General features: G+C 74.8%; 18 protein-coding genes. 11 read left to right on the forward strand and 7 right to left on the reverse strand.

What is annotated here, in order from left to right:
- Positions 1-128 precede the first annotated feature (128 nt).
- The 3 genes from ACI8AG_RS16800 to ACI8AG_RS16810 are packed head-to-tail and all read left to right on the forward strand — an operon-like array spanning position 129 to position 5,693.
- Complete coding sequence (locus ACI8AG_RS16800) at positions 129-2,732, forward strand: molybdopterin oxidoreductase family protein (protein WP_456597923.1); 2,604 nt, start codon at positions 129-131, stop codon at positions 2,730-2,732.
- 1 nt (position 2,733) lies between these two features.
- A complete protein-coding gene (gene nirB, locus ACI8AG_RS16805) occupies positions 2,734-5,262 on the forward strand; it encodes a nitrite reductase large subunit NirB (RefSeq protein WP_456597924.1) in 2,529 nt (842 codons plus the stop codon).
- Entirely contained in the window at positions 5,259-5,693 is a 435-nt protein-coding gene (locus tag ACI8AG_RS16810) for a Rieske (2Fe-2S) protein (RefSeq protein WP_456597925.1), read from the forward strand. The genes nirB and ACI8AG_RS16810 overlap by 4 nt, the downstream gene beginning before the upstream one ends.
- Here ACI8AG_RS16810 and ACI8AG_RS16815 read toward each other — a convergent pair.
- Entirely contained in the window at positions 5,683-6,276 is a 594-nt protein-coding gene (locus ACI8AG_RS16815) for a helix-turn-helix domain-containing protein (RefSeq protein ID WP_456597926.1), read from the reverse strand. The two genes, ACI8AG_RS16810 and ACI8AG_RS16815, sit on opposite strands and share 11 nt — an antisense overlap.
- 68 nt (positions 6,277-6,344) lie before the next feature.
- Here ACI8AG_RS16815 and ACI8AG_RS16820 point away from each other — a divergent pair, with 68 nt between their 5' ends.
- Both ACI8AG_RS16820 and ACI8AG_RS16825 read left to right on the forward strand, forming a co-directional pair.
- Positions 6,345-7,292, forward strand: a complete 948-nt coding sequence (locus ACI8AG_RS16820) for an NAD(P)/FAD-dependent oxidoreductase (protein WP_456597927.1) — start codon at positions 6,345-6,347, stop codon at positions 7,290-7,292.
- A complete protein-coding gene (locus ACI8AG_RS16825; protein ID WP_456597928.1) occupies positions 7,289-7,915 on the forward strand; it encodes a class I SAM-dependent methyltransferase in 627 nt (208 codons plus the stop codon). Before ACI8AG_RS16820 ends, ACI8AG_RS16825 begins: the two co-directional genes overlap by 4 nt.
- Here the strand turns inward: ACI8AG_RS16825 and ACI8AG_RS16830 are convergent.
- The 3 genes from ACI8AG_RS16830 to ACI8AG_RS16840 all read right to left on the reverse strand — a co-directional run bounded on the left by ACI8AG_RS16830 (position 7,912) and on the right by ACI8AG_RS16840 (position 10,538).
- Positions 7,912-8,085, reverse strand: coding sequence for a hypothetical protein (locus tag ACI8AG_RS16830; protein ID WP_456591048.1), 174 nt, complete (start codon positions 8,083-8,085; stop codon positions 7,912-7,914). The genes ACI8AG_RS16825 and ACI8AG_RS16830 overlap by 4 nt on opposite strands.
- A 96-nt stretch (positions 8,086-8,181) precedes the next feature.
- On the reverse strand, positions 8,182-8,973 hold the full coding sequence (locus tag ACI8AG_RS16835; RefSeq protein ID WP_456597929.1) for a hypothetical protein: 792 nt from the start codon (positions 8,971-8,973) through the stop codon (positions 8,182-8,184).
- Positions 8,974-9,101: 128 nt separating this feature from the next.
- Positions 9,102-10,538, reverse strand: coding sequence for an MFS transporter (locus ACI8AG_RS16840; RefSeq protein ID WP_456597930.1), 1,437 nt, complete (start codon positions 10,536-10,538; stop codon positions 9,102-9,104).
- Between the two features lie 186 nt (positions 10,539-10,724).
- Here ACI8AG_RS16840 and ACI8AG_RS16845 point away from each other — a divergent pair, with 186 nt between their 5' ends.
- Complete coding sequence (locus tag ACI8AG_RS16845; RefSeq protein WP_456597931.1) at positions 10,725-11,300, forward strand: GNAT family N-acetyltransferase; 576 nt, start codon at positions 10,725-10,727, stop codon at positions 11,298-11,300.
- Positions 11,301-11,315: 15 nt separating this feature from the next.
- Here ACI8AG_RS16845 and ACI8AG_RS16850 read toward each other — a convergent pair whose 3' ends face one another.
- The 3 genes from ACI8AG_RS16850 to ACI8AG_RS16860 all read right to left on the reverse strand — a co-directional run bounded on the left by ACI8AG_RS16850 (position 11,316) and on the right by ACI8AG_RS16860 (position 14,120).
- Positions 11,316-12,434 carry a uroporphyrinogen-III synthase gene (locus ACI8AG_RS16850; protein ID WP_456591044.1) on the reverse strand — a complete coding sequence of 373 codons (1,119 nt, stop codon included), beginning with the start codon at positions 12,432-12,434 and terminating at the stop codon, positions 11,316-11,318.
- Between the two features lie 94 nt (positions 12,435-12,528).
- Positions 12,529-13,092, reverse strand: coding sequence for a uridine kinase family protein (locus ACI8AG_RS16855; protein WP_456597932.1), 564 nt, complete (start codon positions 13,090-13,092; stop codon positions 12,529-12,531).
- Entirely contained in the window at positions 13,071-14,120 is a 1,050-nt protein-coding gene (locus ACI8AG_RS16860; protein ID WP_456597933.1) for an MBL fold metallo-hydrolase, read from the reverse strand. The genes ACI8AG_RS16855 and ACI8AG_RS16860 overlap by 22 nt, the downstream gene beginning before the upstream one ends.
- 52 nt (positions 14,121-14,172) lie before the next feature.
- Between ACI8AG_RS16860 and ACI8AG_RS16865 the strand changes: the two genes are divergently transcribed.
- The 5 genes from ACI8AG_RS16865 to ACI8AG_RS16885 all read left to right on the forward strand — a co-directional run bounded on the left by ACI8AG_RS16865 (position 14,173) and on the right by ACI8AG_RS16885 (position 17,394).
- On the forward strand, positions 14,173-14,664 hold the full coding sequence (locus tag ACI8AG_RS16865) for a PH domain-containing protein (protein WP_456597934.1): 492 nt from the start codon (positions 14,173-14,175) through the stop codon (positions 14,662-14,664).
- Positions 14,665-15,092: 428 nt separating this feature from the next.
- On the forward strand, positions 15,093-15,653 hold the full coding sequence (infC, locus tag ACI8AG_RS16870) for a translation initiation factor IF-3 (protein WP_456597954.1): 561 nt from the start codon (positions 15,093-15,095) through the stop codon (positions 15,651-15,653).
- Positions 15,654-15,741: 88 nt separating this feature from the next.
- Positions 15,742-15,936: a 50S ribosomal protein L35 gene (gene rpmI / locus ACI8AG_RS16875; protein ID WP_456591040.1), complete on the forward strand. Its 195-nt coding sequence runs from the start codon at positions 15,742-15,744 to the stop codon at positions 15,934-15,936.
- A 41-nt stretch (positions 15,937-15,977) separates the two neighbouring features.
- Positions 15,978-16,367, forward strand: a complete 390-nt coding sequence (gene rplT / locus ACI8AG_RS16880) for a 50S ribosomal protein L20 (RefSeq protein WP_135097047.1) — start codon at positions 15,978-15,980, stop codon at positions 16,365-16,367.
- A 214-nt stretch (positions 16,368-16,581) separates the two neighbouring features.
- On the forward strand, positions 16,582-17,394 hold the full coding sequence (locus ACI8AG_RS16885; RefSeq protein WP_456597935.1) for a TrmH family RNA methyltransferase: 813 nt from the start codon (positions 16,582-16,584) through the stop codon (positions 17,392-17,394).
- The last annotated feature ends 137 nt before the right edge of the window (positions 17,395-17,531 follow it).

Consider the following 17,531-nt stretch of genomic DNA (forward strand, 5'->3'; position numbering starts at 1 on the left):
TGAGATCTGCCGGTGATCATGCTGGGTGGCGGCCGCACAGCGCCGGGCACCCTGGTGTGAGGCCGACGGAACCCAGCGTTGACGCCGAGGTCCACGAAGGGAAACGCCCGCCCCCGAGGCTGGCTCCCGTGCCCGCCTCCGTGTCTCCCGCCGCCGCGATCGAGGGCATGCGCACCTCCCGTACGACGAACACGCACTGCCCCTACTGCTCCCTGCAGTGCGGGATGGCAGTCACCGCCGGCGACCGCCCGGCCACGCTGCTCCCGCTGGACTTCCCGACGAACCGCGGTGGTCTCTGCTCCAAGGGCTGGTCGTCGACCGAGCTGCTCGACCACCCCGAGCGGCTCACCCGCCCGCTGGTCCGCGCGGTGCCCGGCGACCGCACCAGCCCGCTGGTGGAGTCGGGCTGGGACGAGGCGCTGGACCGGGTGGTCGCCGCGATCGAGCGCACCCAGGGCGAGCACGGACGCGACGCCGTCGGCTGCTTCGGCGGGGGGTCGCTGACCAACGAGCAGGCCTACCAGTTCGGCAAGTTCGCCCGGATCGCGCTGCGCACCAGTGCGATCGACTACAACGGCCGGTTCTGCATGTCCTCGGCGGCGGGCGCCGCCAACCGCGCGTTCGGCATCGACCGCGGGCTGCCCTTCCCGCTGTCGGACATCGCCGAGGCCGACGTCGTCGTCCTCGTGGGCAGCAACCCGGCCGACACCATGCCGCCGGCCATGCAGTGGTTCGACGCCGGCCGCGAGCGGGGCGCGCAGCACGTCGTCGTCGACCCCCGGCGGACGGCCACCGCCCGGAACGCCGCCCTGCACCTGCAGCCCCTGCCCGGCACCGACCTGGCGCTGGCCAACGGGCTGCTGCACATCGCGCTCGCCGAGGGGCTGGTCGACGAGGAGTACGTCGCCGCCCGCACCACCGGGTTCGAGGACGTGCGGGCCGGCGTCGGCGCGTACTGGCCCGACCGGGTGGAGCGGCTCACCGGCGTGCCCGTTCCCGACCAGCGGCGCACCGTCTTCGCCCTCGCCCGGGCGGAGAAGGCGATGATCCTCACCGCGCGCGGTGCCGAGCAGCACCGCAACGGCACCGACACCGCGCAGGCGTGGATCAACCTGGCCCTGGCCCTGGGCCTGCCGGGCCGGCCGGGCAGCGGCTGGGGCACCATCACCGGCCAGGGCAACGGGCAGGGCGGCCGCGAGCACGGGCAGAAGGCCGACCAGCTGCCCGGCTACCGCTCGCTCGCCGACCCCGCCGCCCGCGCGCACGTCGCCGCCGTCTGGGGCGTCGATCCCGACGACCTCCCGCAGCCGGGGAGGTCGGCGTTCGAGCTGCTCGACGCGCTCGGCAGCGACGGCGGCGTGCGCACCCTGCTGGTGCTGGCCAGCAACGTCGCGGTCAGCGCGCCCGACGCGCGCCGGGTCATCAGCCGGCTCGGCGACCTGGACTTCCTCGCCGTCAGCGACTTCTTCCTCTCCGAGACCGCGGAGCTGGCCGACGTCGTCCTGCCCAGCGCCATGTGGGCGGAGGAGGCCGGGACGATGACGAACGTCGAGGGCCGGGTCATCCGGCGCCGCCGGGCACTCGACCCGCCCGACGGCGTCCGCGACGACCTCCAGCTGCTCGCCGAGCTGGCCGGCCGCCTCGGGGTCGGCGAGAAGTTCAGCGGCGACCCGGAGGCGGTGTTCGAGGAGCTGCGCCGCGCGAGCGCCGGGGGAGCGGCCGACTACGCAGGCATCAGCTACCGGCGCATCGACGAGGAGCGCGGCGTCTTCTGGCCCTGCCCCGCCCCGGAGCACCCCGGCACGCCACGGCTGTTCACCGAGCGGTTCGCCACCCCCGACGGCCGGGCCCGGTTCCTCCGGGTCGAGCACGCCGACGCCCACGAACTCCCCGACGCCGACCACCCCTACGTGCTCACCACCGGCCGGGTCCTGGCCCAGTACCAGTCGGGCACCCAGACCCGCCGCACGCGCAGCCTCCAGCTGGTCGCGCCGAGCCCGCGGGCGGAGCTGCACCCCGACCTCGCCCGCCGGCTCGGCATCGCGCAGGACGACGTCGTGGAGCTCACCACCCGCCGCGGCCGCGCACGGTTCCACGCCCAGGTCACCGACACGATCCGGCCGGACGTCGTCTTCGTGCCGTTCCACTGGGCCGGCGCGAACGCCCTCACCGACGCCGGTGCGCTCGACCCGACGTCGAAGATGCCGCCCTTCAAGGTCTGCGCCGTCGCCGTCGCCCGCGTCGCCGGTCCCGAGGAGCAGATCCCGCCCCCGCCCGCGGCCACCCAGCCCCGACCGGCCGGCCACCGGCCCGCCCCCGCGCCCGTTCCGCACCCGCCGTCCCGCTCGACGACGTCCCGCTCCGCGACGATCAGGAGAACCCCCGTGAAGAGCACCCCCCGCTTCCTGCAAGGCGTCTTCCCGATCACCGGCGAGGGGCTGGCCAAGCCCGGCCCCGTCGACCCGGCGCTGCGCTACACCGTGCCCCCCGGATGCAGCGCCCAGGCCCTGTACTTCCGCGGCGGGAACGCGACCACCGAGCTGGTCTACGTGCTGCTGGTGCGCGACGGCGAGCCGATGCGCTGGTTCCCGATCGGGGCGAAGGCCGACACCCACGTGCCGCTGCGCGTCGTCGAGGACCTGGTGGGCGGCTCCGTCGTCGAGCTGCACGCGGCGGCCCCCGAGGGCGTCACGGGCGAGATCGTGGTCGACCTGGGACTGGTGGAGGTCTGAGATGACGACGATCCTGGGCGCGCGCCTCACCGCCGCCACGACGCTGCACCTGGACGACGACCCCGATCCCCGCGGCCGGCTGGTCGTGGTGGGCAACGGCATGGCCGGTGCCCGCTTCGTCGAGGAGGTGCTCGAGCGCGGCGGCGGCGAGCAGTTCCGCATCACCGTCTTCGGCGACGAGCCGCACGGCAACTACAACCGGATCATGCTCTCGCCGGTGCTGGCCGGGGAGTCGCACGAGGACGACATCGTCCTCAACTCCCACGACTGGTACGCCGACAACGGCGTCGACCTGCGCGCCGGCGTCCGGATCGAGCGGATCGACACCGCGGCCAAGCAGGTGCACGCCGCCGACGGCAGCGTCACGCCCTACGACCACCTGGTCCTGGCCACCGGCAGCTACTCCTTCATCCCTCCGATGGCCGGCGTGCGGACCGACGACGGCGCCCTGCTACCCGGCGTGTACGGCTTCCGCACCATCGACGAGACCCGGGCCATGCTCGAGGCCACCGGCCGCTGCCGGCGCGCCGTGGTCATGGGCGGCGGGCTGCTCGGCCTGGAGGCGGCGCGGGCGCTGCAGGGCCACGGCCTGCAGGTCGAGCTCGTGCACGCCATGCCGTGGCTGATGAACGCCCAGCTCGACGCCGAGGCCGGCGCGATCCTCAAGAAGAGCGTCGAGTCCCTCGGCATCACCGTGCACCTCGACGTCCTGGCCACCGAGGTGCTCGGGAACGGGCGCGTGGAGGGGGTGCTGCTGAAGGACGGCCGGCGGCTGGACTGCGACCTGCTCGTGGTCGCCGCGGGCGTGCGGCCGCACGCCGACATCGCGCTGCGCTCCGGGCTGGAGGTGGAGCGCGGCATCGTCGTCGACGACCAGCTGCGCACCGACGACCCCGATGTCTACGCCATCGGCGAGTGCGCCCAGCACCGCGGTGAGGTCTACGGTCTCGTCGCGCCGGCCTGGGAGCACGCGAAGGTGCTGGCCGACGTGCTCACCGGCACGGACCCCGGCGCCGAGTACCACGGCAGCCGGACCGCCACGAAGCTCAAGGTCGCCGGCGTCGACGTCGCCGTGATGGGGATCAGCACCCCCGAACGGGACGACGACGAGTTCCTGGTCATCTCCGAGCCCAAGCGCGGCGTGCACCTGTCGGTGGTGATCCGCGACGACAAGCTGGTCGGCGCGACGCTGCTGGGTGACACCCGCAAGGTCGCCTTCCTCACCCAGGCGTTCGACCGGGGTGCCCCGCTGCCGGAGGAGCGGATCCGGTTGCTGGTCGACCTCTCCGACGGGGCGGAGGAGGTGGGCGTCGCCGACATGCCGCACGACAGCCAGGTGTGCAACTGCAACGGCGTCACCAAGGGCGACATCTGCGGTGCGGTCAGCGGTGGCTGCGGCAGCGTCGGCGAGGTCATGGACCGCACCCGCGCCGGCAAGGGCTGCGGCTCGTGCAAGTCGCTGGTGAAGCAGATCGTCGAGTGGGCCGCCGACGGCGACCTCGCCGAGGACCCCGCGGCGTCCTGGTACGTGCCGGGCGTCCCCATGCCCAAGCCCGAGCTGATGCGGGCCATCCGGGAGCACGACCTGCGCAGCGTGTCCGCGGTCTTCGCGACGCTCGCGCCCGGCGGGAAGGAGGACGCGAAGTCGAAGATGGGGCTCACCTCGCTGCTGAAGATGATCTGGGGCCACGACTTCGTCCCCGAGAAGGACGGCGAGTTCATCAACGACCGGGTGCACGCCAACATCCAGCGCGACGGCACCTTCTCGGTCGTCCCGCAGATGAAGGGCGGGGTCACCACACCCGCGCAGCTGCGCAAGATCGCCGACGTCGCCGAGAAGTACGAGGTGCCCATGGTCAAGGTGACCGGCGGCCAGCGGATCGACCTGCTCGGTGTCCGCAAGGAGGACCTGCCGGCGATGTGGGCCGACCTGGGCATGCCCAGCGGCTACGCGTACGGCAAGAGCTTCCGCACGGTCAAGACGTGCGTGGGCAGCGACTTCTGCCGCTTCGGGCTCGGCGACTCGACGCAACTGGGGATCGACCTGGAGACCCGCTTCCAGGGCATCGAGAGCCCGGCGAAGATGAAGCTCGCCGTCGTCGGGTGCCCGCGGAACTGCGCCGAGGCCTACGTGAAGGACGTCGGGGTCGTGGCCATCGGCAACGGGAAGTGGGAGGTCTACGTCGGCGGCGCCGCCGGGGCCACCATCCGCAAGGGCGACCTGCTGGCCACGGTCGGCTCCCCGGAGGAGGTCATCACCCTGGCCGGGCGCTTCATGCAGTACTACCGGGAGAACGCCAACTGGCTCGAGCGGACCTACGACTTCGTGCCGAGGATCGGGCTGGAGAAGATCAAGGCCGTGCTGCTCGAGGACAGCGAGGGCATCGTCGCCGACCTCGACGCGAACATGCAGAAGTCGGTCGACGCCTACACCGATCCCTGGGGGCAGGACGGCAGGGAACCGGCCACGCCCGGGCAGTTCCGCCCGTCGCTCCCGCTGATCCCGCTGCCGAAGGTGCCGGTCCGATGAGCCTGAGCAGCCCCGCCGCCGCCCGGCTCGACCACACGCGCGAGCCGGCCCGCCCGACCACGCCCGGCACGGAGACCGGCAGCCCTGCCACGGGCGTCAGCACGCCCGGGCCGGCCGCGCCGATCCAGGGCCGCGAGCACGTGGTGGGCCGGGTGGCCGACATCCCGTTCGGCGAAGGCCGGGCGTTCGTCGCCGGCGGTGTGCAGGTGGCGGTCTTCCGGCTGCGCGACGGCTCGCTGCACGCCACCCAGGCGGCCTGCCCGCACGCCGGCGGACCGCTCGCCGACGGGCAGACCGACGTCGACGTGCTGGTCTGCCCGCTGCACCTGTTCGCCTACCGGTGGCGCGACGGCGCCTCGACGTCGGGAGCCGCACCGATCCGCGTCCACCCCGTGCGCGAGCAGGACGGCAACGTGGTCGTCACCGTGTGAGCTCAGCGGACGCCGCAGGGCGGGCGCGGACGTGCATGCGTTCGCCCTGGGGGCCGAAGAGGGTGAGCGCCTCGGCCGGCTCGGGGAACGGGTTGGAGAAGGCGTGCGGTACGCGGGTGTCGAACTCGACGACCTCCCCGGGCTCCAGCACGAAGTCGCGGGGGCCGAGCCGCAGCCGGATGCGGCCGGAGAGCACGTAGAGCCACTCGTAGCCGTCGTGCACCTTCTGCTCGGTGTTGTCGGCCTGCCAGCGCGGCGGCATGACCTGCTTGTAGGCCTGCAGCCCGCCGGTCTGCCGGGTCAACGGCACCATCGTCGCGCCCGCGTGCTGGATGGGGCGCCCGTGCACCCGCGGATCGGCCGGGGCCGGCACGTCCACCAGGGCGTCGAGGGCCACGCCGTACGCGCGCGCCAGGGGGAGCAGCAGCTCCAGGGTGGGCCGGCGGCCGCCCGACTCCAGCCTCGACAGCGTGCTCACCGAGATGCCGGTGTCCTCGGCGACCTCGGCCAGCGTCCGGCCGTGCTCGCTGCGCAGCGCGCGCAGCCGTGGGCCCACGTTCTGCAGCACGTCGTCGTCCGTCATGGCGTGCAGTTTGCCATTGCAGCAAGCTTCGTTGCCACAGGGACTCACTCCGGTTCAGAGTGGCGGGCATGGACGAGCGATACGACGTGGTGGTCATCGGAGGCGGCGCGGCAGGGCTGAGCGGAGCGCTCACCCTGGCCCGCGCCCGGCGCAGCGTGCTGGTCGTGGACGCGGGGGAGCCCCGTAACGCACCGGCCGGGCACGTGCACAACTACCTCGGCCGGGAGGGCACCCCGCCGGCCGAGCTGTACGCGGTCGGTCGCGGGGAGGTGGAGGGCTACGGCGGGGAGATCGTCTCCGGCCGCGTCGTCTCGGTCCGCCGCGAGGACGACCGGTTCGCCCTCGATCTGGAGGGCGGCGCGGGGGTGCGCGCCCGGCGGGTGCTGCTGGCCACCGGGCTGACCGACGACCTGCCGGAGATCCCCGGGGTGGCCGAGCGGTGGGGGAGCACGGTGCTGCACTGCCCCTACTGCCACGGCTGGGAGGTGCGCGACCGCGCGGTCGGCATCCTCGGCACCGGCCCCATGGGCGCCTACGCGGCGAACCTGTGGCGGCAGTGGACAGACGACGTCACCCTCTTCGTGCACACCGGCGCGGAGCCGACGGACCAAGAGCTCGAGCGGCTGGCGGCCCGCGGCGTCCGGATCGTGCGGGGCGAGGTCGCCGGTCTGGAGGGGGCAGCGGACGTGCGGCTCGCCTCCGGGGAGGTCGTCGAGCGCGACGCCGTCGTCGTCGCGCCGCGCTTCGTCGCCAACGCCGAGCTGGTCGCCGACCTGGGGGCCGTGCCGGTGCCGATGGAGATGCACGGAACGGTGCTGGGCACCCACCTGCCCGCCGACCCGACCGGGCGCACCGACGTGCCCGGCGTGTGGGTGGCGGGCAACGCCGGCGACCTGAGCGCACAGGTGATCGTCGCGGCGGCGCAGGGGCTGCGGGCCGGCGCGATGATCAACGCGGACCTGATCGAGGAGGACACCGCGGCTGCGGTGGCCGCGAAGCGGAGCGTGGCCGCATGAGCGCCGTCGACCGGGAGTCCTACGACGAGCTGTACCGCTCGGCGCCGGCGGTGTGGAGCGGTCGCCCCAACCGACAGCTCGTGGTCGAGGCGGCCGGGCTGGCGCCCGGGACCGCGCTGGACGCCGGCAGCGGCGAGGGCGGCGACGCCCTCTGGCTCGCCGAGCGGGGCTGGCGGGTGACGGCGGTCGACTTCTCGCCCGTCGCGCTGGAGCGCGGCGGTAAGGCTGCCCGCGCCCGCGGCCTGGACGGCCGGATCGAGTGGCTGCACGCCGACCTGGACGGGTGGGCACCGCCGGAGCGCCGGTTCGACCTGGTGACGGCGCACTACCTGCACGCGAGCTGGACCGACCGGGAGGGCGTGTTCCGACGCCTCGCGGCCGCCGTCGCGCCGGGCGGCACCCTCCTGGTCGTCGGCCACCTCCATGGTCAGGGGTGGGGTCACGGGCACACCCACACGCACGACCCCGGCGTGCTCTACACGGCCGAGGACGTCGCGGCGGCGCTCGACCCGGGGGAGTGGGCGGACATCGTCACCGCGGTCCGGGACCGTGACGCGGGGGCCGTCCAGCGGACCGGCAACCCCGTTCCGGACACGGTGCTCGTCGCGCGACGGCGAGGCTAGTGCGCTCCCGGTGCCCGTCCGCGGGATGCCGCTCCAGCCGCCGCCACCGCTGCCGGCTGCCGCCGCCGGCGCAGATCGCCCCCCGCCCGGCGGTGACGCGCCTCCTCGGCCAGCTGGCGCGCGGCGATCAGCGCGGCGCTCTCCGGTCGCTGGTCGTGCTTCCCGGGCATCGCGGCCTCCCTTCCGTCCCTCTGCCCTGTAGACGCGTCAGGGGAGTGGAACGGACCACCGGATCCGGTAACGAATCGGCAACGATGCGCCGCGGGTCAGCTGCGGGGCAGGCCCAGCTCGGCGAGGGCGGCGGTCACGGCGTCCTCGCGCAGCACCTCCAGCGCGAGCAGCCGGTGCACCAGCACGCCCCGACGGGTCAGCCGCAGGTCGGCCATCCGCGGCCGGGGCAGCGCCGCACCGCCGGGACGCGGCCGGGCGGGCGGCGGGTCGAGGAGGCCGGCGCGCTGCAGGTCGGCGACGTCCTCCCGCGCGCCCCAGGCCGCCCATCCCCGGGGGTCGTCGTCCAGCGGCGTCATGGGCAGCGGCACCCGGTCCCGCCGGCCGACGGCGGCGAGCAGCGCGAGCTGCCGCCAGCCCAGCGTCCCGATCAGCCGCAGCGCCCGGCCGACGAGCTCGGCGTCGATGTCGGGGGAGACGGCGACCTCGGCCAGGAGGTAGCCGAGGTGGCGCACCCGCCGCTCGTCGGTGGACGAGCGGGCGGCGCGCAGGACGGCCTCGGCCAGCTCGTCGGCGACCGGGCGGTTGCCCGGGCGGGCGGTGAAGAAGCCGTCGGTCCGCATCGCCCGGCCGGCGCGGTGGAGGGTCACCGCGTGCTCCACCGCGAACGCCAGCGCGGCACCGGCCCGCACCCGTTCCCGCGCTCCGGAGACGCCGGCGGCGTCCTCCGCGGTCGTGCGCAGCACAGCGGCGAACCGGTCGTCCACCTGCACCCGCGCCGCCGCGGGCTCGAAGACGACCGTCGCCGCCGCCCCGCTCATCGACCCGGCGACGGGGCTCCCGGCCTCGATGAGGGCGCGCCCGGTGCTGGTCTCCTCGGCTGCGGTCACCCGGCGATCTTCGTCGCTGCGGCGGTGTCGCTGCACCCCGGGACGGGGCGGGCTCACCCGCTGGGGCCACGGCCCACCGCCGGGCCCGGCCCCTGGAGGGCGGACCCGGCGGTGCGCCGGGTCGTTCGTCAGACGCCGGCGCGCTGCATCAGCGTGCCGCGCCGGAGGTAGACGAACCAGGTCACCGCGACGCACACGACGTAGAAGCCGCAGAAGCTGAGCAGAGCCGTCTCGACGCCGCCGGTGGCGCCGTAGGACTCCGAGACCACCCGGGGGATGAAGACGGCGCCCAGCGCGCCCACCGCGGAGATGATGCCGACCGCGGCGGCGGTGTCGCGCCGGGCGCGGTAGAGGACCTCCGCCGGGCTGTCGCCGGGGTACCCGGCGGCCGCCTCGGCCCGGTAGATGATCGGGATCATCCGGTAGGTCGAGCCGTTGGTCATGCCGACGACGGCGAAGAGCACGAGGAAGCTGGCGAGGAAGCCGCCGAAGCTCCCGGCGCGCAGGAACGCGATCGCCGCGCCGATGGCCACCGCCTGCCCGACGAAGGTGACGACGGTGATCCGCGCCCCGCCCACCCGGTCGGCGAGCCAGCCGCCGAACGGCCGCGACAGCGAGCCGACGAGCGGGCCGAGGAAGGCGTAGCGGTAGGTGTCGGCGGCGAACTCGTTGGCCAGCACCAGGGGGAAGGCGCCGGAGAAGCCGATGAACGAGCCGAACGCGCCGATGTACAGGAACGACATCACCCAGGTCTGCTTCCGGCGTGCGATCGCCGCCTGGTCGGCGACGTTCGCCTTCGCGCCGGACAGGTTGTTCATGCCGAACCACGCGCCGGCGACCGCCAGCAGGATGAACGGCACCCAGATCAGCGCGACGTTCTGCACGTACCGGGCCTCACCGCCGTCGGTCGTCCCGGTGCTGCCGCCCACGACGGCGAGCGCGCCGAGGGTGACCGCCAGCGGGCCCACGAGCTGGATGATCGCGACGCCGATGTTGCCGCCGGCGGCGTTGAGCCCGAGCGCGAAGCCCTTCTCCTTGTCCGGGTAGAAGAAGGAGATGTTCGCCATCGACGAGGCGAAGTTCCCCCCGCCGAAGCCGCACGTGATGGCCGTGAGCACCCAGAACCAGTACGGCTGCCCGGTGGTCGCGGCGATCGTGAGGAGGGTGACCGGGACGAAGAGCAGGGCGGCGCTGACCACGGTCCAGTTCCGGCCGCCGACCAGCGCCGGCATGAAGGTGTAGGGCACCCGCATGATCGCGCCCACCAGGCCGGCGGTGGCGACCAGCCAGAACAGCTGGTCGCTGGTGAATCCGTAGCCGATCGAGGCCAGCACCGCGGTGGCGACGCTGAACATCTGCCAGACGCTGAACCCGATGTTCTCGGCGAGCACCGACCACGCCAGGTTGCGCCGGGCCACCGGGCGGCCCTGCGGCGAGGCCCAGAAGCGCGGGTCCTCCGGGTCGTAGTCGTCGATCCAGCGGGGGCCGCGCCGGGCCGCGGCGGGAGGGGCGGAGGCCCGTGCGGCCAGCTCGCCGGTGGGGCGGGCGGTGGGGGTGGTGGTCATGGGCGCATCCCTCGGTTCCCCGGCCGCCCGACGGGCGGCTCCTCGTGGCGTCCGACGCTAGGAACCGGCCGTTTCCGCGTGGCCGCGCTCGTGTGACCTCTCGGGAACGACCCCCTCACCGCGCCGATCGCGCGGTGTGAGCTCGCGGCCGGCCGGGTGGTCGGTGGGCCGTGCCACCATCGCCGCATGGCGATCGAGGTGCGGCCGGCCGTCCGCTTCGCCGACGTGGCGACGATGGTCGGCCCGAAGCGGCCGGACGCGAACGTGTGCTGGTGCCTGAGCTACCGGCTCCCGACGTCGAAGGAGAACCGCGAGCTGGTCGGGCCCGCGCGCGGCGAGCGGGTGCGGCAGCTGGTGCGGGAGGACCCGCCACCGGGGGTGCTCGCGTACGACGACGGCGAGGTGGTGGGCTGGGCGGCGATCCACCCGCGCTCGGACACGAGCTTCGCCCGCAACCGCAGGATCCCGCGGATCGACGACCTCGACGTCTGGTCGCTGTGGTGCGTCCGGGTGCGCCCCGGCCACCGGGGGAGGGGGCTGGCCCACCACCTGGTCGCGGGCGCCGTGGAGTTCGCCCGCGCGCACGGGGCCCCTGCGGTCGAGGCGTACCCCGTGGACAACGACGGGCAGCGGGTCGACCTCACCATGGCCTACGTGGGCACGCGGGCGCTGTTCGAGCGCGCCGGGTTCGGAAAGGCCGCCGACACCGGCTCCGTCCTCAACGGCTTCCCGCGCGTGCTCATGCGCCTCGACCTGCGCTGAGCCTGCGCCGGCGTCTCACACCCGCAGGCGGTAGCCGCGCTTGACGACGGTCTCCACCAGCGGCGCGCCGAGCGCCGCGCGCAGCCGGGTCACCGCCATCTCGACCGCGTGCCCGTCCCCGCCGCCGGGGAGCGCGGCCACCAGGTCGGCCCGGGGGAGGACGTGGCCGGGCCGGCGGGTCAGCTCCCGGAGCACCGCCAGGGGTCCCGGCGGCAGCTCGACCAGCTGCCCGTCGACGACGGCGGCGTGCCCGCGGACCTGCAGGGTGTGCGGCCCGACCTGCAGCACCGGGTCCCGCTCGGGGAGCCGGGCCACCACCTCGCGGGCCAGCGCCCCCAGGCGCGCGCGGGCCGGCTGGAAGGACGGGATCCCGGCCGCGTCCAGCGGCGCGGCGGTGACGGGGCCGACGGCGACCGCCTGCACGCGGTCGTTGAAGGCCGCCACCAGCGCTTCCCGGTGGCCGGTCTCGTCGGCCACCTGCAGCAGGCTCGCCGCCGCCGGCGCGCTGGTGAACGTGACGGCGTCGACCGCACCGGCGGCGATGCCGGCGACCAGGCGGCGGACCGGGGTGACGTCCTCGGGCGGCACCCAGCGGTACACCGGGACGGTGAGCACGTCCGCGCCGCTCTCCCGCAGGCCGGCGACCAGATCGGGCAGCGGATCACCGTGCAGCTGGACGGCGATCCGCCGCCCGGCCAGCGGACCCTCGGCCCCGGACAGCAGGTGTGCGAGCACCTCGGCGGACGACTCCGACTCCGGTGACCAGGCGTCGACCAGGCCGCCCCCGCGGATGGCTCCGCGCGCCTTGGGGCCGCGGGCCAGCACGCGCGAGCCCGACAGGTGCGCGACCAGGGGCAGATCCCAGGCCTCGGCGGCCTCCAGCCAGCCGCGGAAGCCGACCCCGGTGGTCGCGATCACCAGGTCCACCGGGGCCGCCAGCACCCGGCGCGTCGCCGCGACCAGCTCCGTGTCGTCGGAGAGCGGGACGATGCGGATCGCCGGGGCGTAGACGACGCGGGCGCCGCGGCGGTCCAGCAGCGCCCCCAGCTCCTCCTTGCGGCGGGCGGCGGTCACCGCGACGGTGTAGCCGGCCAGCGGCAGCTCGGTCGGCTGTTCCCGGACGGTGTCGGTCACGTGTCCCCCTCGCGTGCGGTCGGTCTCCATGGTCGCCGTCCGGCGTTACCGATGTGTGTCGCGACCCGGCGCGCCCGGCCGGACGTGAGCCGGGTCACCGTCCGCCGTCGACCACCACGTCGGCCCGGGCGCGCGTGCCGTCGGCGGCGTAGTGAGCCGCCTCGGTCAGCTGCCAGCGCCGCCACTCGCCCGTGAGGTGCGCACCGTCGCGGGCCAGGCCCCGGGCCAGCCGGATCGATGGGTCGGCCTCCACCCAGATCCGCAGGCTCGCCCAGGGGTCGACCGGCCGTGCCCCGCTGCCGCAGCCCTCGACGACCAGCACCGCCGGCACGGGCACCGGCGTCGGTCCGGTGGCGAAGCGCCCGGCCGCCCAGTCGTAGCGGTGGTAGCTGCCCGGCCGCCCCTCGGCCAGCGGCCGCAGCACGCCGGCGGACAGCCGCGCCGGAGCGCCGGTGAGCGTCCACCCCGCGTACAGGTCGTCCATGTGGACGGTGACGACGACCCCGGGGAGGACGGCGGCCAGCCGAGCGGCGAGGGTGGTCTTGCCCGAGCCGGCCGGGCCGTCCACGCAGACCAGCCGCGTGGCGGCCAGCCGGGGGGCGGTACCGAGCACCCGGTCGGCCAGGGCGGCCGCGGTCAGCGCGGGCGCAGGGTCCACGTCGGCACCGCACCGCCGTCCCCGACGACCAGGCCCCGGCTGGCCAGCAGCCGCAGGTGGGCGTCGGTCTCGGTCACCGCGAAGATCCGCATCCGTCGCGCGTACTGGTCCCACGGCCGGGACCAGGTCAGGTGGGCGGCCAGGTCCCAGGGGGTGGCCCCGGGGTGCTCGGCGATCGCGGTGAGCAGCTCGGTCAGCCGCCGCTCGTGGTGGTCGGTGAGCGCGTCGGTGCGGTCGGCCAGGCCGCGGAACCGCCACTCGTGACCGGGCAGCACCTCGGACGGGTCGAGCTCCCGCACGGCGGCCAGCGAGCCGAGGTAGTCCCGCAGCGGGTCCGGGGAGCCGCCTCGGGTGCTGGAGATGTTCGGGCTGATGCGCGGCAGGACGTGGTCCCCGGAGAAGAACAGACCGGTGCGCTCCTCGGCGAAGCAGAGGTGGCCGGGGGTGTGACCCGGGGTGTGGACCGCACGCAGCGACCAGCCGGGGAAGGCGGCGCGGTCGCCGTCCTCCAGCAGCCGGTCGGGCACGGCCATGCGGGTGAAGCCGGAGAGGTTCTCCGCGCCTCCGACGTCCCCCATCGCCTCGTCCCGCGGAGCGCCCAGGCGCACGAGGAACTCGACCTCGTCGTCGACGGCCGCCTGCGCGTCGGTGGCGGTCAGCCGGCGGACCGCGTCGGCGTCGGCGGGGTGCATGGCGATCCAGGCGCCGCTGGCCTGCCGGACGCGGGCGGCGAGCCCCAGGTGGTCGAAGTGCAGGTGGGTGACGAGCACGCCCCGCACGTCCTCGACCGAGCCACCGAGGGAGGCGAGCCCCTCGGTCAGCGCCGACCAGCCGGCCTCGCTCTCCCACCCGGTGTCGACCAGGCCCAGCCCGCCCCCGTCGAGGGCGAGGACGTAGACGTTCACGTAGCGCAGCGGGTTGTGCGGGATCGGCACCGGGACCGACCACAGGTCCCCGCGCAGCCGCTCGACCGGGGGCATGGCGCGGTCGTCCCACGCCGCGCGCTGGGCGGTGCCGGTGATCTCCACGACGTCGCACTCTGCCAGCCGTCGCCGGCACCCGGGCTGACACCATGGGCTGGTGAGCGGTTCCCCGGATCCCCTGCCTGCTGTCTCGGTCGCCCCCCGCCGGCTGCGGCTCCTGCTGACCGCCGTCGCGGGGGTGGTCGTCCTGGTGGCCCTGCTGGTCGCGCTCGGCCTGCCCTCGACCCAGAACACGGTGGTGGACTACGGCCTGGACGACCAGGTGGCCATCGCCGGACTGGGCCTCGTCCTCGGTGCGGGGATCGTGTTCCTGGGCCGGTCGCGGGTCGACGCCGATGCCGCGGGCGTGCGCGTCCGCAACGTCGTCGTCCACCACGAGCTGCCGTGGACGGCGGTGCGGGCGGTCCGGTTCGAGCGGAAGTCGGCGTGGGGAGCGCTCCTCCTGGAGAACGGCGACGAGGTCTCCCTGCTCGCGCTGCAGGCCGCCGACGGGGAGCGGGCAGTCCGCGCCGTCGAGGGGCTGCGCGCCCTGCACGCCGCGGCCCGGGCGCAGGACCCGGTCCCGCCACCCCTCCTCTACGACGACTGAAAGAGGGCCCCGTCCTCCTCACCCCTCGCTCCGCTCGGGGCGAGCCTCGGGACGGGGCCGTTCCAGCACGTCGCCGGCTGGTCCGGCACGTCGCCGTAGGGGGGAATGACCGGGGGGCTCGGGACGCTGTAGCATGGGCGTGCCTCCCCGCTACATCGAGGCGCGCGAACCACCCGGCGGCCCTGCCCAGGGCCGCTGATCCAAGAGGAGCCCGCTCCCACCTGACGCCCTCCAGGCGCCCAGGTCCCGGATCGCGAGCACCGGCCACCGGTCGGTGATCGCGTGCGCACGACCTGCACGGGTCGTGGGCCACCGGCGAGTGGGCCCCGTGAGCAGACGCTCACGGGGCCTTCTGTCCGTCGGCGCCCGGATGGGCCAGCGACTCCTCCCACGCAGCAGCGTAAGGAGAGGCCATCACCGAGCCCCGCATCAACGACCGCATCCGTGTCCCCGAGGTCCGCCTGGTCGGCCCCGAGGGCGAGCAGGTCGGCATCGTGTCGATCGGCGAGGCGCTGCGCCTGGCACAGGACTCCGAGCTCGACCTGGTCGAGGTCGCACCCATGGCCCGGCCGCCCGTCGCCAAGCTCATGGACTACGGGAAGTTCAAGTACGAGTCCGCCCAGAAGGCCCGAGAGGCCCGGCGGAACCAGGCGCTCACCGTCATCAAGGAGATGCGGCTGCGCCTGAAGATCGACCCGCACGACTACGAGACCAAGAAGGGCCACGTCGAGCGCTTCCTCAAGGGCGGCGACAAGGTCAAGATCACCGTGATGTTCCGAGGCCGCGAGCAGTCGCGCCCGGAGATGGGCTACCGCCTGCTGCAGCGGCTGGCCGCCGACGTCAGCGAGCTGGGCGTCGTCGAGTCCAACCCGAAGCAGGACGGCCGGAACATGGTCATGGTGATCGCCCCGCACAAGGGCGCGCAGACGGCGCAGGAGAAGCGCCGCCCGAAGGGCGAGCAGGCCGAGGAGCAGGCGCCCAGCGCCTGACCGGCACCAGCACCACCGAAGACGGCCGGTGCCCGCGGCGGCTCCGTGCCGCCGCGCGCACCGACACCAGACGACAGGGACCGAGGACATGCCGAAGCAGAAGACCCACAAGGGCACCGCCAAGCGGGTGCGCATCACGGGCACCGGGAAGCTCATGCGCGAGCAGGCGAACAACCAGCACAAGTTCGAGCACAAGTCCGGGACCCGCAAGCGCCGGCTCGACCAGGACCAGGTCGTCTCCCCGGCCGACGCCAAGAACCTCAAGAAGCTCCTGGGCATCTGAGCGTCCCCTCCACCGACCTTTAGAGAGACAGGAGCACTTCCGTGGCACGCGTGAAGCGGGCGGTCAACGCCCAGAAGAAGCGCCGGACGACCCTCGAGGCGGCCAGCGGCTACCGGGGCCAGCGGTCGCGGCTGTACCGCAAGGCCAAGGAGCAGATCCTCCACTCGGCGACCTACAGCTACCGCGACCGCAAGGCGCGCAAGGGTGACTTCCGCAAGCTGTGGATCACCCGGATCAACGCGGCGGCCCGCCTCAACGACATGACCTACAACCGGTTCATGCAGGGGCTGAAGCTCGCCGGTATCGAGCTGGACCGCCGCGTCCTCGCCGAGCTGGCCGTGAACGAGCCCGCCGCCTTCGCCGCCCTGGTGGAGAGCTCGCGGGCCGCGCTCGCCGCGAACCCCGAGGCGACCGGCACCCAGGCCGCCTGAGAAAGGACCACCCTGCCCCCCACGCCTCGCACGCTCGGCGCGGGCCCCTGCAGGATGGCCGTTCCAGCACCTCACCAACCGACGCCGTCGGTGACCGGCCCTCCGCGGCCGGCGCCGGCGGCGTCGTTGTCTGTCCCGGGCGAGATCTGCACACTCGCCCCCATCAGCGCCCCATGAGGGCCACTGTGCAGATCTCGCACGGGGAGGAGACCGCGTGACCGAGCTGCTCACCGAGCGCTCCGCGAGGATCGCCGCCGCGCGCAAGCTGACCCGTCGGGCCGGCCGGGACGCCGCCGGCCTCTTCCTCGCCGAGGGGCGGCAGGCGGTCGCCGAGGCGCTGGCCCACCCGGCCGGCGTGCGGGAGGTGTTCGCCACCGAGGCCGCGGCCGAGGGGCACGCCGAGCTGCTCGCCACCGCGCCGGTCCCGGTGCGGCTGGTCACCGAGAAGGCGGCCGCGGGGCTGTCGGAGACGGTGACGCCGCAGGGGCTGGTGGCGGTCTGCGCGCTGCGCGACGTCCCCGCCGCGGCCCTGACGACGGCGCCGCCGCAACTCGCGGTCGCGCTCGCCGAGCTGGCCGACCCCGGCAACGCCGGCACCGTGCTGCGGACGGCGGACGCCTGCGGGGCGGGCGCGGTGGTTTTCGGCGCGGGCTCGGCCGACCCCTACGGCGGCAAGGCGGTGCGGTCGAGCGCGGGCAGCCTGTTCCACGTCGACGTCGTCCGCGGCGCACCGCTGGGCGAGCTGCTGCCGGCGGTCCGCGGTGCCGGCGTGACCGTGCTGGCGGCCGACGGCGGGGGAGAGGCGGAGCTGCCGGAGCTCGTCGCCGACGGCCGGCTGGGCGGGCCGGTGCTCTGGCTGTTCGGCAACGAGGCCCGCGGCGTGCCCGCCGCGCTCGCGGAACTGGCCGACGCGCGGGTCCGCATCCCCATGCGGGGTCGCGCCGAGAGCCTGAACCTGGCCGCGGCCGCCGCGATCTGCCTCTACACCACGCAGCTCGCGCAGTCGGCCTCGACCGCGGGCGCGTAGGCGGACCTGCCGGCGGAGCCGGGCGACACCGGGTGGACGGAGCCTCGCGGTCGACCGGACGTGCTCGTGCCCCCGCGGCGCGGGACGGAGGGATGATGGCTGCGGACGGGCTCTCCCCGGTACGTCGAACAGGGCCG

Source organism: Blastococcus sp. SYSU DS0552, from assembly GCF_054050815.1.

Excerpts from the sequence above, each read along its gene's own strand:
- nirB (WP_456597924.1), top strand. The coding sequence starts at position 2,734 with ATGACGACGATCCTGGGCGCGCGCCTCACCGCCGCCACGACGCTGCAC.
- ACI8AG_RS16810 (WP_456597925.1), top strand. The coding sequence starts at position 5,259 with ATGAGCCTGAGCAGCCCCGCCGCCGCCCGGCTCGACCACACGCGCGAG.
- ACI8AG_RS16815 (WP_456597926.1), bottom strand. The coding sequence starts at position 6,276 with ATGACGGACGACGACGTGCTGCAGAACGTGGGCCCACGGCTGCGCGCG.
- ACI8AG_RS16820 (WP_456597927.1), top strand. The coding sequence starts at position 6,345 with ATGGACGAGCGATACGACGTGGTGGTCATCGGAGGCGGCGCGGCAGGG.
- ACI8AG_RS16825 (WP_456597928.1), top strand. The coding sequence starts at position 7,289 with ATGAGCGCCGTCGACCGGGAGTCCTACGACGAGCTGTACCGCTCGGCG.
- ACI8AG_RS16830 (WP_456591048.1), bottom strand. The coding sequence starts at position 8,085 with ATGCCCGGGAAGCACGACCAGCGACCGGAGAGCGCCGCGCTGATCGCC.
- ACI8AG_RS16840 (WP_456597930.1), bottom strand. The coding sequence starts at position 10,538 with ATGACCACCACCCCCACCGCCCGCCCCACCGGCGAGCTGGCCGCACGG.
- ACI8AG_RS16845 (WP_456597931.1), top strand. The coding sequence starts at position 10,725 with ATGGCGATCGAGGTGCGGCCGGCCGTCCGCTTCGCCGACGTGGCGACG.
- rpmI (WP_456591040.1), top strand. The coding sequence starts at position 15,742 with ATGCCGAAGCAGAAGACCCACAAGGGCACCGCCAAGCGGGTGCGCATC.